At 69.9% G+C, this 13389-nt stretch carries 9 protein-coding genes; 4 read left to right on the forward strand and 5 right to left on the reverse strand.

The features are described 5' to 3' along the window. Positions 1 to 228 precede the first annotated feature (228 nt). Together OG735_RS27735 and OG735_RS27740 are read left to right on the forward strand one after the other, a co-directional pair. A complete protein-coding gene (locus OG735_RS27735) occupies positions 229 to 645 on the forward strand; it encodes an ATP-binding protein (RefSeq protein WP_327328482.1) in 417 nt (138 codons plus the stop codon). A 168-nt stretch (positions 646 to 813) separates the two neighbouring features. Next, on the forward strand, positions 814 to 3402 hold the full coding sequence (locus tag OG735_RS27740) for a SpoIIE family protein phosphatase (RefSeq protein WP_327325852.1): 2589 nt from the start codon (positions 814 to 816) through the stop codon (positions 3400 to 3402). 175 nt (positions 3403 to 3577) lie between these two features. On the opposite strand, the gene OG735_RS27745 is transcribed toward OG735_RS27740, so the two are convergent. Next, positions 3578 to 5389: a TPM domain-containing protein gene (locus OG735_RS27745; RefSeq protein ID WP_327325853.1), complete on the reverse strand. Its 1812-nt coding sequence runs from the start codon at positions 5387 to 5389 to the stop codon at positions 3578 to 3580. 89 nt (positions 5390 to 5478) lie between these two features. Between OG735_RS27745 and OG735_RS27750 the strand changes: the two genes are divergently transcribed. After that, entirely contained in the window at positions 5479 to 6594 is a 1116-nt protein-coding gene (locus OG735_RS27750) for a hypothetical protein (protein ID WP_327325854.1), read from the forward strand. Positions 6595 to 6673: 79 nt separating this feature from the next. Here OG735_RS27750 and OG735_RS27755 read toward each other — a convergent pair whose 3' ends face one another. The 4 genes from OG735_RS27755 to OG735_RS27770 form a co-directional block, all read right to left on the reverse strand. Further along, the gene (locus OG735_RS27755; RefSeq protein ID WP_327325855.1) at positions 6674 to 7450 is read right to left on the reverse strand and encodes a succinate dehydrogenase/fumarate reductase iron-sulfur subunit; all 777 of its coding nucleotides are present in this window, start codon (positions 7448 to 7450) and stop codon (positions 6674 to 6676) included. After that, complete coding sequence (locus OG735_RS27760; RefSeq protein WP_327325856.1) at positions 7447 to 9387, reverse strand: fumarate reductase/succinate dehydrogenase flavoprotein subunit; 1941 nt, start codon at positions 9385 to 9387, stop codon at positions 7447 to 7449. The genes OG735_RS27755 and OG735_RS27760 overlap by 4 nt, the downstream gene beginning before the upstream one ends. A gap of 1 nt (position 9388) precedes the next feature. Then, on the reverse strand, positions 9389 to 10210 hold the full coding sequence (locus OG735_RS27765) for a hypothetical protein (protein WP_327325857.1): 822 nt from the start codon (positions 10208 to 10210) through the stop codon (positions 9389 to 9391). Positions 10211 to 10272: 62 nt separating this feature from the next. After that, entirely contained in the window at positions 10273 to 10518 is a 246-nt protein-coding gene (locus OG735_RS27770; RefSeq protein ID WP_327325858.1) for a hypothetical protein, read from the reverse strand. A 318-nt stretch (positions 10519 to 10836) separates the two neighbouring features. Here OG735_RS27770 and OG735_RS27775 point away from each other — a divergent pair, with 318 nt between their 5' ends. Continuing rightward, positions 10837 to 13233, forward strand: a complete 2397-nt coding sequence (locus OG735_RS27775) for an ABC transporter family substrate-binding protein (RefSeq protein WP_327325859.1) — start codon at positions 10837 to 10839, stop codon at positions 13231 to 13233. Positions 13234 to 13389 lie beyond the last annotated feature (156 nt).

The following is a 13389-nucleotide window of genomic DNA, read 5'->3' on the forward strand; positions in this document are numbered from 1 at the left end:
GCCAAGGCTCGGCCCGACCATGACGGACCACCAGTTCGTCGACTGATCCGGACCGACCGGCTCTCCAGGCGCGGAGATGGGCGCACGCGGACGGCTCGTACGCCCGTTCGTGCCACGGTGCGCCCATTGATGCTGCGACGGGGATACCTAGCCCCAAATATCGGGTATGTGCTGATTAACCACCCGAAATAGGGCATGGGTCTGCTGGGTCTGCTGCTGGTCCGGGAAGTGGGCGGCGTGATCGACACTGAAGGCGAATGCGCCGAGTGGACCTTTCCTGCCGAGGCCGACGCCGTGCGCACCGCCCGCCACGTTGTCCGCGACACTCTTCGCGGCTGGGGACTGGATTCGGTGATCGGTGATGTGACCGTGCTGCTGGTCAGTGAGCTGGTGACCAACTCCCTGCGGTACGCATCGGGCCCGATCGGCGTCCGGCTGGTCCGGCCGGAACCGGGCGCCAGTGCCCCCACTCTGCGCGTGGAAGTCTCCGACCCGCTTCCGGATCCCCCCACCGAACGCAGTGCGGAGCTCGATGAGGAGGGCGGTCGCGGTCTGCAACTGGTGGCTTGTACGGCCCGCCGCTGGGGAACGCGGCGGGGCAGAAGCGGTAAGACCGTGTGGTTCGAGCTGGCCCTCACTGGTTAGAAGTGTGAGGGGACAACGATCACGTCGGAGACGGTTCCGGCCGGTTCGGACTCGGCCGAAAATGAACGAGACCGTGCTGTGATCGTGAACGCCGTGTCGGTCGGAGCCGTAGTGCTGAATACTGCGGTCATGGCCGGTCCGGTGCGGTGAGCTGGAGGGGACGGTCGCGTGAGCGAAATACCTGAGACGGCGAGTGGTGTCGTATGGCAGAGCAGCCCGCCTGGCTCGATCTATGACTACATCAAGGTTGCCTCTTTCTCGATCGGCCCCGACGGGCTGGTCGACCAGTGGAGTCGGCGTGCCGTCGACCTCTTCGGCATCACCCCTGACGAGGTCAGGGGCAAGGACCCGATCGAGGTCTTCATGCCGGCAGAGCTGCGCCCGCGCGGGCACCGCAAGGTGGCCGAGATACTCGACGGCAAGGAGTGGACCGGCCTGGTCCCTTTCCGTATGCCGGGTCGGGGCGGCGCGCACGGCATAGCCGAGGTCTATGTGATGCCGAGTGAAACGGAGCGTGGCGAGAGAGCTGCGCTCTGCATCGTCGTCGACGTCCGCGCGCTGCGCCGGATCGAAACTGATCTCGCCGCTTCGCAGGCTATTTTCGGCCAATCTCCTTTTGGCTTCCTCCTCTTCGGTACGGATCTCACGGTGCAGCGCGCCAACCAGCGCTTCGCCACCGTGTTCGGGGGCTCCGCCGACGACCACCGCGGGCGCACCGTCCACGACTATCTCTCCCGCCCCGAGGCGGAGCGGATGAACGCCTCCCTGCGCCGCGTACTGGAGACCGGCGAATCCGCCATCGACCTCCAGATCGTCGGGAGTGCCCCGGGCAGCGCGGACCGCAGGCACTGGTCGATCAATCTCTACCGGGTGCACAGCGGATCCGGTCACCCCATCGGTGTCGCCGGACTGGGCACCGATGTCACCCGCCGCCAAATCGCCGCTCGCGAGGCCGCGAGCGCCCGGCGCAATCTCGCGCTCCTCAACGAGGCGAGCGCCCGCATCGGCAACTCCCTCGACCTGGAGACCACCGCCCGCGAACTCCTCGACGTCGCCGTCCCCGGCTTCTGCGACCTCGCCTCGGTCGACCTCTACCTGGGGCTCCTCACCGGCGACGAGGCCCCGCCCGGACGGGCCGACGGCAGCGCCGAGCTGCGCCGGGTCGCCTTCGCCAGCGCCGTCTCCGACGCTCCGCTGGTGACCACCCCCGGCTGCAGGTCCGAGGGCAGCACCCCGACCGCCGTCGGCGAGGTCCACCGCTATCCCTTCAACTCGCCCTGCGCGAGCGCACTGCGCACCGCCCGGGTCCAGGCGATCCCGGGCGAGGAAGGCACCCTCGTCCAATCCACGCTCGCGGTGCCGATGGTGGCGCACGACACCGTCGTCGGGCTTGTGCAGTTCTCCCGTACGAAGGGCAGCGAGCCCTTCGGTGAACGGGACCGGGCGCTCGCCAGCGAGCTCGCCGCCCGCGCCGCGGTCTGTATCGACAACGCCCGGCTCTACCGCAGGGAGCACGAGCGGGCGCTGATCCTTCAGCGCAGCCTGCTCCCGCCCGGCGACCCGGAGGCCGCAGGACTCGACATCGCCTGCCGCTATCTCCCGGGCAATACGGCCACCGAGGTCGGCGGAGACTGGTTCGACGTCATCGAACTTCCCGGCCACCGCACCGCCCTGGTCGTGGGCGATGTGATGGGCCGCGGTCTGCGGGCCGCCGTCGCCATGGGCGAACTGCGCACTGCGGTACGGACCTTGGCGCTGCTGGACCTGGAGCCCGCGGAAGTACTCTCCGCGCTCGACGAGATCGCCCGCGGCCTCGGCAGCCCCAGCGGCGCCCAGCAGGCCTCCCGTGTCGCCCACAAATCCCGCGACGCCGACCTCTCCGAGGTCTATCTCGCGACCTGTGTCTACGCCGTCTACGACCCGGTCACCCGACGCTGCACCTTCGCCAACGCCGGCCATCTGCCGCCCGTCCTCGTCGAACCGGGGGAGGAGGCGCTGCTGCTCGACGTGCCGCCGGGGATGCCGCTCGGCGTGGGCGGCGAGCCCTTCGAGGAGGTGGAGGTAGAGCTCCCGGAGGGCGCCCTCCTCGCGCTCTACACCGACGGGCTCGTCGAATCCCGGGACCACCCGCTCGACGAGGGCCTGCGCGCCTTCCGGACCGCGCTCACCGATCCCTCCCGCCCGGCGCCCGGTCACCACCCCTCGACGACGGCGCTGCGCGCCGACCCCTCCCGTTCCCTGGAAGACGTCTGTGACCATGTGCTGAACACTCTCGACACCCGGCACGGCGAGGACGACATCGCCCTGCTCATGGCCCGCGTCCAGGGGCTGCCCACGGAGGCGGTCGGCGACTGGCGGCTGCCGCGTGAGCCCCGCTCGGTGGGGCGGGCCCGCGAGCTGGCCCGCGCCCAGCTGATCACCTGGGGCCTCGAAGCGTTGGTGGACACGGTCGAGCTGCTCGTCAGTGAACTGGTCACCAACGCCCTGCGGTACGGCGAGGACGAAATTCGGCTGCGCCTGCTGCGCGACCGCACCCTTGTCTGCGAAGTGTGGGACGCCGGCCTCGTGCAGCCCAGGCGCCGACGGGCCCGCGACACCGACGAGGGCGGCCGAGGACTGCAGCTCGTCGGACTGCTGAGCGCGGCCTGGGGCTCGCGCCGGACCCCGCGTGGCAAGACGGTCTGGTTCGAACTCGCCCTGCCCGACGGTGACTCGATGGCCGAGCCCACCGTCGAGCAGCTGCTCAGCATGTTCTGACAGGGCGGAGGGTAAGGCGAACAGCAGAGCGCTCAGCAAGCCGGGCAGCAAGCCGGGCAGTAAGCCGGGCAGTAAGCCAGGTAGTGCGGTCAGCAAGCCGGGTAGTAAGGAGGACGGTGCGGCTGCCCCGGCTGGGAGGCGCCCGTCGCGCCTGTCGCGCGTATGGGGAGTCGTGTCAGAAGCGGCCGCCGCCGAGGCGGCCGCGGGTGCCCCCGCCGCCGAAACGGGCGGGCCCGCCGCCGAAGCCTCCTCCACCTTCCCCTCCCGAACCCCCGCCATACCCCCCGCCCCTTCCTCCGCCGTCGAACAGTCCGCCGAGGATGATCCCGCCGAGCACCGCGCCCCCGAGACCGCCCCTCGCATTTCCTGCTCCTTGTACACCGCCCGGCCCGAAGGGGTTCCCATATGCCCGCACGTCTTCTTCGGCCAGGTTCTGCGCCCGCCGCGCCAGAGCGTCAGCCTGCTGGGCCTCGGCCGGCCCGCCCCGCGGATCACCGGAACCACCCGAGCCGCCCGAGTCCCCGGAACCCCCCGACCCGGCCAGCTCAACCGCCCGCTCCAGCCGCCGCTCCGCCTCCGCCAGCCGCGTCCGTGCCTCGCTGCCGACCGCTCCGCGATGCGTGGTGATGTAGTCGGCGGCCGCACCGATCGTGGAACGCGCGCCGAGCATCGCCTGATCGAGCAGTGCACGGGCCCGCCGCGCCCCCTGCTCGTTCTCGCGCGCCCCCGCCAGTGCCTCGTCGAGCGCGGCATCCGCCTCCTCGACCCGGCGCAGCGCGTCGATCGGGTCGTACGAACCCGTCTCCTGCTCCCCGTGTACCTCCGCGGCCACCTTCGCGGCCCGCGCGATACGCCCCTGGAGGTCGGCCGTCGAGACCCCTTCCGAGGTGTCCTTCAGCAGCCCACGCGCCTCGGCCAGGTCCGTGTCCGTCCCGATGAGCGCGCCGGGCAGCTTGCCGGCCGCCTCCGCGAGCTCCTGCGCCCGCCGGTCCACGGACTCGATGAGCCTCCTCGCCTGCGCGACGGCACCCTCCGCGGCCCGTATCTGCACGGCGGCCGTGCCCGTGTCGGAAGCGTCGACCGCCTGGCCGGCCCGGTCGAGACCGGTCTTCGCGAAGACCAGCCGGTCCTTGGCCTGCTCGACATTGCTCGCGACGGGCGCGGCGGCGGAGGCGGCATACCGCTCACGCATCATGCCGAGAGTGGCCTCCGCCGTGACGGCGCGTCCGCTGAGATCGGTATAGGCGGCGCCGGCGGTGGCGAGGGCCTGCTGCGCGTTCTGCTCCAGGGCGCGCAGCCGGTCGAAGTCCTCGGACTCCGCGTCCAGTCGCCGGTTGGCGGCCGTACACCGCGCGATGATTTCGTCGAGCATCCGCCGGCGGGTCGCGGCGTCCTCCGGGCAGGCGTCGTCCAGCTGCTGACGCAGCCGGAAAGCCGCCGCCAGCTCGTTCTTCGCGTACTCCACCGCGTCGTTGAAGGGCTTGGCAGCCGCCTCGCCGAACTGGGCGGTGGCGAAGCCGAGTTCCTCCTGGCTGGTGCGCAGCGCGTCGTCGGTGTCGACAAGAGTCTGCTTGGCCCGGGCGTCGAGTTCGGGCAGCGGTGGCTGTGGATGCTGCGGCGTGCCCCAGCCCTCCTGGCCGCCCTGCGGTGTGGTGCGGGTCGCGCTCCGCTTCCTGCGCTTGGCGTAGCTGTAGGCCGCGATCGCGACGGCCCCGCCGACGACCGCGATCGGCAGCACCAGATCTGCCCCCGTCCCGGCAGCGTCGCTTCCGCCCGGATCGGCCTCGCCCGGGGTGCTGGCGGAAGCGGGCACGGGCTGCGCGACCTGCGGCTTCCGGTCGCCCAGACCCCCGACCCGGTCGGTGATCCGACCCTCGCGGGACAGGCCGACGGGGTCGTCGGCGAGGGCGCATCGAGCGGTGGGCACGACCAGCCAGCACGCCGCCACCAGTACGGCGAGCAGGAGCCTGGCGGCTATTCGCGTCACATTTGGGAGGCTATGTCGACCGTTGGGCCTCCGCGACCGGACGGGTGCCCGACCCGGATTGTCGGACCCGTGATCTAGCCTTGCGGCGCATGGGGACCAAAGAGCAGGTGGGGACGCGTGAGCGCGTACAGGCGCCGGGTGGAGCTTCGGGTGCGCGTGCGCTCCTACGAAGGTGGCGCAGCCCCCGCCTGAGGTGGCCCAAGCGGATCGCGCTCAGCCTTGCCGTCCTCCTCCTTGTCCCCACTCTCACCGGCGCGATCGCGCTGCGCGCCAACTACGCGGGTGACATCGAAGAAGGCACGAGGACGCGTGGCAAGGACGCCATCTGGCTCGGTCACGCCTGGGTGGACGGCCGAAAGAAGGACGCCGACCTGGACGCTTTTGCCCGGCGCATACGGGGGACCGGGATACGGGACCTGTACGTCCACGCCGGGCCGCTCGAGCATGACGGGACGCTGCCCACCGACCGCTATGCACGTGCGCGGTGGCTGATCGACGCCGTACACCGGAAGATCCCTGGTATACGTGTGCAGGCCTGGCTCGGCGACAAACTGGCGAGCGAGGGCCCCGTCGGACTGCGGCTGCCCGACGCCGGCACCCGGGCCGCCGTCGTGCGCTCCACCACGCAGATCCTCGACGCGGGCTTCGAAGGCGTCCACTACGACCTGGAGCCACTGCACTCCGGCGACCGCGACTATCTGTCCCTGCTGGACGATCTGCGCGAGCTGACGCGTGCCCGAAAGGTCCCGCTCTCCATAGCGGCCCACCAGATCGACCCGCTGCCCGCGCTCCACTCCGTCGCCGGCGGGCTCACAGGGCACCCCAAGTGGTGGTCGCAGGAGTTCTTCGGCCAGGTCGCCCGCCGGGTCGACCAGATCGCCGTGATGTCGTACGACACCTCCATGCCGCTGGAGAGTCTGTACGGCGGCTATGTCGCCCAGCAGACCAGCCTCGCCCTCGAAGTCACGCCCGAGGACACCGACTTGCTGATGGGGCTGCCCTTTTTCCACGAGAACGACATCGGGCACCGCGAGTCCGCGGAGACGGTCGCGGCCGCGATCCGTGGCACCCGGCTGGGCCTGGGGCGCACGGACCGCGGCCGTGAGCGGTTCGGGGTTGCGCTGTATGTCGACTTCGCGGCGGAGGAGGGCGACTGGACGGCGTACCGAGAAGGATGGGGGAGCCCCGCCGCCGGTCCCGGATAGCCAGTCCCAGCTGCGCAGTCGCCGCCAGCCAGTCCACGCCGGGCAGCCCCATGAGTCGGTTCCCGCCTGCCGTCCCTCGCTAGTCAGCCGCCCCGCGGCGCTTGATCTTGCTGCCCAGCCACACCAGCGGGTCGTACTTACGGTCCACCGCCCGTTCCTTCAGCGGGATCAGCGCATTGTCCGTGATCTTGATGCCCTCGGGGCACACCTCCGTACAGCACTTCGTGATGTTGCAGTACCCCAGCCCGTGCTCGTCCTGGGCGGACTTCTTGCGGTCCAGGCCCGCTTCGGCCGCCGCGTCCAGCGGATGCATGTCCAGCTCCGCCACCCGCATCAGGAAACGCGGACCCGCGAACGCGGCCTTGTTCTCCTCGTGGTCGCGCACCACATGACAGGTGTCCTGGCACAGGAAGCACTCGATGCACTTGCGGAACTCCTGCGAGCGGTCCACATCCATCTGCTGCATCCGGTAGTCACCCGCCTTCACCCCCGGCGGCGGCACAAAGGAGGGCACCTCCCGTGCCTTCGCGTAGTTGAAGGACACATCCGTGACCAGGTCCCGCACCACAGGGAACGCCCGCAGTGGCGTCACCGTGATCGTCTCCTCGCGTGAGAAGACCGACATCCGGGTCATGCACATCAGCCGCGGCCGGCCGTTGATCTCGGCGCTGCACGAACCGCATTTGCCCGCCTTGCAGTTCCAGCGGACCGCGAGATCGGAGGCCTGGGTGGCCTGGAGGCGGTGGATGATGTCGAGGACGACCTCACCGTCGTTCACCTCGACGGCGAAGTCCTCCAGCGCCCCGCCGTCCGCATCACCGCGCCAGACCCTGAAGGCCGCTTTGTAGCTGCTCACTCGTAGAGCTCCTCTTCGGCGAGGTACTTGACCAGCTCCTCCTTCTCGAAGAGAGCGAGCAGGTCGGAACGGATGGGCTCGGTCATCTTCCGTACGAGCGCGATCTGACCGCGCACCGGATCGGTGGCCGCCAACCCGCCGGTCGGATCGATCAGTTGGCACAGCAGATTGACCCGCCGCCAGTCGCGCTCCATGGTGGGGCAGTCCTCGCGCGTGTGCCCGCCGCGGCTCTCCGTGCGCTCCAGTGCCGCCCGCGCGATGCACTCGCTGACCAGCAGCATGTTGCGCAGATCCAGCGAGAGGTGCCAGCCGGGGTTGAACTGCCGGTGGCCTTCGACCCCGGCCCGCCTGGCCCGTACCCGCAGATCGGCCAGTTTCTCCAGGGCCTGCTCCATCTCGGCCCCGCGGCGGATGATGCCGACCAGGTCGTTCATCGTCTGCTGGAGCTCCTGGTGGAGGGTGTACGGGTTCTCGGGCGGCCGCCCGTTCTCCTCACCCGGCTGCGGCCCCTCGGCGCTGAACGGACGCAGCGCCTCCGCCGCGGCCTCGTCGATCTGGACCTCCTCCACCGCCGGGCGTTCGCCGAGCCCCTGCGCGTACTCGGCGGCGTGCAGCCCCGCCCGTCGGCCGAAGACCAGCAGGTCGGACAGGGAATTCCCACCGAGCCGGTTGGAGCCGTGCATCCCGCCCGCGACCTCGCCCGCCGCGAACAGGCCGGGGACCCCGACCGCCGCCGCGGTGTCTGACTCGACGGCGATGCCGCCCATCACGTAGTGGCAGGTCGGGCCGACCTCCATCGCCTCTGCCGTGATGTCGACATCCGCCAGCTCCTTGAACTGGTGGTACATCGACGGCAGCCGGCGCCGGATCACCTCGGCCGGCATACGGGTGGAGACATCCAGGAACACCCCGCCGTGCGGGGAGCCGCGGCCGGCCTTCACCTCGGAGTTGATGGCGCGGGCCACCTCGTCGCGCGGCAGCAGTTCGGGAGGACGCCGGTTGTGGTCCGGGTCCTCGTACCAGCGGTCGCCCTCCTCCTCCGACTGCGCGTACTTCTCCTTGAAGACGTCCGGGACGTAGTCGAACATGAACCGCTTGCCCTCGGAATTGCGCAGCACCCCTCCGTCGCCACGAACCGATTCGGTGACCAGGATCCCCTTCACCGAAGGCGGCCAGACCATGCCGGTCGGATGGAACTGCACAAACTCCATATTGAGCAGCGGCGCGCCGGCCAGCAGCGCGAGCGCGTGCCCGTCGCCGGTGTACTCCCAGGAGTTCGACGTCACCTTGAAGGACTTGCCGATGCCGCCGGTGGACAGCACCACGGACGGCGCCTCGAGAACGAAGAAGCGCCCGGACTCGCGCTCGTAGCAGAAGGTGCCGGAGACCCTGTCCCCGTCCTTCAGCACGCGCGTGACCGTGCACTCCTGGAAGACCTTCAACCGGGCTTCGTAGTCCCCGAATTCTTCCTTGTCCTCCTGCTGCAGCGAGACGATCTTCTGCTGCAGGGTGCGGATCAGCTCCAGGCCGGTACGGTCGCCGACATGCGCCAGGCGCGGGTATTCGTGCCCGCCGAAGTTGCGCTGGGAGATCTTCCCGTCGGCCGTACGGTCGAAGAGCGCGCCCCAGGTCTCCAGCTCCCAGACCCGGTCGGGCGCCTCGCGCGCGTGCAGCTCCGCCATCCGCCACTGGTTGAGGAACTTTCCGCCGCGCATGGTGTCGCGGAAGTGCACCTTCCAGTTGTCGCCGGCGTTCACATTGCCCATGGAGGCGGCGATGCCGCCCTCGGCCATCACTGTGTGGGCCTTGCCGAAGAGGGACTTGCAGATCACCGCAGTACGGGCGCCCCGCTCGCGCGCCTCGATGGCGGCGCGCAGGCCCGCGCCGCCCGCACCCACCACCACGACGTCCCACTGCTGTCGTTCGAGTTGCGTCATGTCAGAAGAACCTCGGATCGTCGAAGGCACCGGACGCGACGAGATAGACGTAGAAGTCGGCGAGCGCGACGCTGATCAACGACGCCCATGCCAGCAGCGCGTGGCGTTCGTTCAGCGTGCCGACCCAGCCCCACAGGCGGTAGCGCACCGGATGTTTGGAGAAATGCTTCAGCCGGCCGCCGATGATGTGCCGGCAGGAGTGGCAGGAGAAGGTGTACGCCCAGATCAGCACGATGTTGACCAGGAAGACGAGGGTGCCGAGGCCCATATGGCCCCACTCGTAGTGCTCGTCGCGGAAGGCGAGCACGGTGTCGTACGTGAGGATTCCGGCGACCGGGATCGCGGCGTAGAAGAAGTACCGGTGGATGTTCTGCAGGATCAGCGGGAAGCGGGTCTCCCCGGTGTACTTCTTGTGCGGCTCGGCGACCGCGCAGGCCGGGGGCGAGGCCCAGAAGCCCCGGTAGTAGGCCTTGCGGTAGTAGTAGCAGGTCAGCCGGAAGCCCAGCGGGAAGATCAGGATCAGCAGCGCGGGGGACAGGCCCCACCAGCTGCCGAAGATCTCCCAGTTGGGGCCGTTGCGCATGGGTGCGCAGTTCTCGGCGAGGCAGGGCGAGTAGAACGGCGAGACATACGGCGCCGCGTAGTAGTCGGCGTTCGAGAAGGCGCGCCACGTCGAGTAGACGATGAAGGCGAGCAGCCCGGCGGCGGTCAGAGCGGGCGCGAGCCACCAGCGGTCCGTCCGCAGATGGCGGGGACCGACGGCGGCGCGCGTGGCGCTGTGTACGCCTGTATTGATTTGTGGTGGTTCGGTACCAGTGGCCAACGAAGGCTCCGTATGGAGTGGGATCGGGTGTGGGCTCCGGTGTGCCTACGGGCCGGGGCCGGTCAGGGTGCGTGCCGGTCGCGCGCTCCGAGCCCCTCGTCGTCCGTGTCCGTCCACAGCGCGCTGTTGTACGGGGTGTCGGGGATGGTGACCAGCTCGGGGCGACCCGGTGATTTCGACGGGGCGGGCGCCGGCGTGGCCGGGCCGGCGGCACGCAGCTGGTCAACGGTGCGCTCCAGCTGCCCGACGCGCTGGAGCAGCTCGTCGAGACGGTGCTGCATCGCCGTCAGTTCTTCCTGCTCGGACATGATTTGCCCTCACTTCCGCAGGGTGCGGTGGCATCGCTCATGCGCCTGCGAGTGTCGCGCGTCACGTCCCCGCTTGTGAAGGGACGTGCAGGGATTCCCGGCGCATGCGCTTCCGGCGCGCCCCTCATGGTTCGTATTTTGCCCCCCATTTTCTCCCTTTCCGAAGGGATATGTCGGATTCTGCATTGGGCCGCACGGGTGGCCTTGAGGAGGAGGTCGCCGTGTCTCCGTCATCTGTCCGGTTCCGTCCACTTCAGTGGACGGGAATCGGTGTGATCATCTCTAAATTCCATAAACCAGGACGAAGAGGTACAAGTCATGTCCCAGGTCGACGCCCCACGCGGGAGGACATGCTCCCGAACGCTCCGCTCCGTCGCGCTTCTGACCAGCGGGGTGCTCGCTCTGCCGGTCCTGACCGCCTGCAGTTCGGGCGAGGACGAGAGCGATGCTCCGGCGGCAGCCCAGGACATCGCCCCCGCCGCACGGGACCTGGTCGCCGACGGAGGGACGCTGCGCTGGGCGGTCGACGCGTTGCCCACCACCCTCAATGCCTTCCAGGCCGATGCCGACGCCGCCACGACGCGTATCGCCGGGGCCGTTCTTCCCTCCCTCTTCAGGCTCGACGGGCGCGGCCGTCCGCAGCTCAACCCCGACTACCTCGAGTCCGCCGAGATCGTCGAGCGCGAGCCCAAGCAGGTCGTGCTCTACAAGCTCAATCAGCAGGCGGTGTGGAGCGACGGCCGGGAGATCGGGGCACCCGACTTCGTCGCCCAGTGGCACGCGCTGAGCGGCAGGGACTCCGCGTACTGGACCGCGCACAATTCCGGCTACGAGCGGATCGAGAAGATCGAGAAAGGTGCCAGCGACCTTCAGGTCAAAATCACCTTCAACAAGCCGTACGCGGACTGGCGGTCCCTTTTCACGCCGCTCTACCCCAAGGAAGTGACGGGGACCCCGGACTCCTTCAACGACGGGGCCCGCAGCACGCTCAAGGGGATGGCCGGCCCCTTTCAGCTGGAGTCGACCGACATCAAGGCCGGCACGGCCACGCTCGTACGCAATCCCCGCTGGTGGGGGCAGGCGGCCAAGCTCGAGCGGATGGTGCTGACCGCGGTGCCGCGCGACAAGCGCGCCGCCGCGCTGGCCGCGGGCAGCCTCGACATCGCGGAGATCGACCGGCACGCCGCGGACCGTATCTCTCTCGCGCTACGGGACAAGGGCGCGGGCGGCCAGGCACTCACTCACGGCCCGGGCGCCGAGATCACCCCCTCTGCCGCGCTCAAGTCCTGGGCGCTGGCGAACGGCTCCGACGACGGGAAGGCCCGGGCCGCCCAGCAGGCCCGCAGACAGAGTGCCGATGCGGCCGAGGCGTACGCCAATGAGCAGACGGCCCTCCGCGGTTTCGTGCTCCGCAAGTCGCTGGAGCCCGCGTACACGCAGCTCGCGCTGAACGGTGAGTCCGGCCCGCTCTCCGACGACCGGGTGCGCCGCGCAGTGGGCCGGGCACTGAACCGCAAGGAGCTCGCGGAGGCCGTACTGACCCCGCTCGGGCTGCCGGCCCATCCGCCCGGCAGTCATCTGGCGCTGGCCGGGCAGGGGGCGTACGCCGACAACAGCGGTGCGCTCGGTGAGCAGAGCACCAAGGAGGCGCAGGCGCTGTTGGCCGACGCCGGCTGGACGCCCGGCGGAGCGCTCGAGAAGCCCCACCCGGCCAAGGCGGGCGGTGAGGGCGGCAGCAGCAAGAAAGCCGAACCCGGCCGGCAGGCAGCGCCGAGCGCAAAGGCAGCGCCGAGCGCAAAGGCAGCACCGAGCGCAAAAGCAGCACCGAGCGTAAAAGCAGCCCCGGGCCAGGCGTCGCTCAGGACGAAGACGGAGGAAGAGCAGGAGGACAGGCCGTCCGACGAGGGGATGTACATCGTCGGTGACGACAAGCCCGCCAATGCCGGCCACGGCGCCGAGACCGGCACCGGCGGTACGCGCATTCTCGCCCCCGCCCCCGGGGCGGCCATCCAGGGCGATGCTCTGCGGCAGCGGGCCGAGGCGCTGGACGACGACACCGAGAACAAGGCCGGGTCCAAGGTCAAGGAGCGGAGGGGCGGGGTGGCCGGAGCGTACGCCCCGCGCGGGACCGCGGCACCGGCCCGCGTCGCCCGCCCGCTCGGCAAGGACGGCAAGCCGCTCACGCTGCGCTTCGTCCTCCCCGCGGGGCCCGGCTCCGAGACGCTGCGCACCGTCGGCGACAAGATCTCCAAGATGCTCGACCGCATCGGCGTCCACACCGAGATCACCAAGGTCGGCGACGATGCCTTCTTCAGGGACCACATCGCCTCGGGCGCCTACGACCTGGCCCTTTACTCCTGGCCCGCCACCGCCTTCCCGGCGACCGACGCCCGGCCGATCTTCGCCAAGCCCCAGCCCGCCAGTGACGGCTCGCTCCTGGTGGAGCAGAACTACACCCGCGTCGGCAGCGACTACATCGACCAGCTCTTCGACCAGGCCGCCGCCGAGCTGGACGAGGACAAGGCCCGCGATCTGGTGCGCCGGGCGGACGCCCGGATCTGGGCCGCGGCCGGATCCATTCCGCTCTACCAGCGTCCCGAGCTGGTGGCGGCCAAGCCTCAGGTGGTCAATGCCGGCGCCTTCGGCTTCGCGGCACCCCGGTACCAGGACATTGGGTTCAAGAAGGCCGAAAGTTCGAAGACTACTAAGAAGTAGCAGGTCAGAACCTCAGAACTGGCTCAAGTCCCTTGCCCGCCGGCAGCGCCGGCGGGCAAGCTCGTACCAACCATTGACCCAGGCTTTTTTCGCACCCCCAGTGCACCAGCAACCCCCTCCCGATCGGCCCGGGAAGCCCCGGACGCGACGGCCCCG

The sequence above is a fragment of the Streptomyces sp. NBC_01210 genome, assembly GCF_036010325.1.
GTDB lineage: Bacteria > Actinomycetota > Actinomycetes > Streptomycetales > Streptomycetaceae > Streptomyces.

Coding starts and splice junctions, on each gene's coding strand:
- OG735_RS27750 (WP_327325854.1), top strand. CDS start 5,479: ATGGGGACCAAAGAGCAGGTGGGGACGCGTGAGCGCGTACAGGCGCCG.
- OG735_RS27760 (WP_327325856.1), bottom strand. CDS start 9,387: ATGACGCAACTCGAACGACAGCAGTGGGACGTCGTGGTGGTGGGTGCG.
- OG735_RS27770 (WP_327325858.1), bottom strand. CDS start 10,518: ATGTCCGAGCAGGAAGAACTGACGGCGATGCAGCACCGTCTCGACGAG.
- OG735_RS27775 (WP_327325859.1), top strand. CDS start 10,837: ATGTCCCAGGTCGACGCCCCACGCGGGAGGACATGCTCCCGAACGCTC.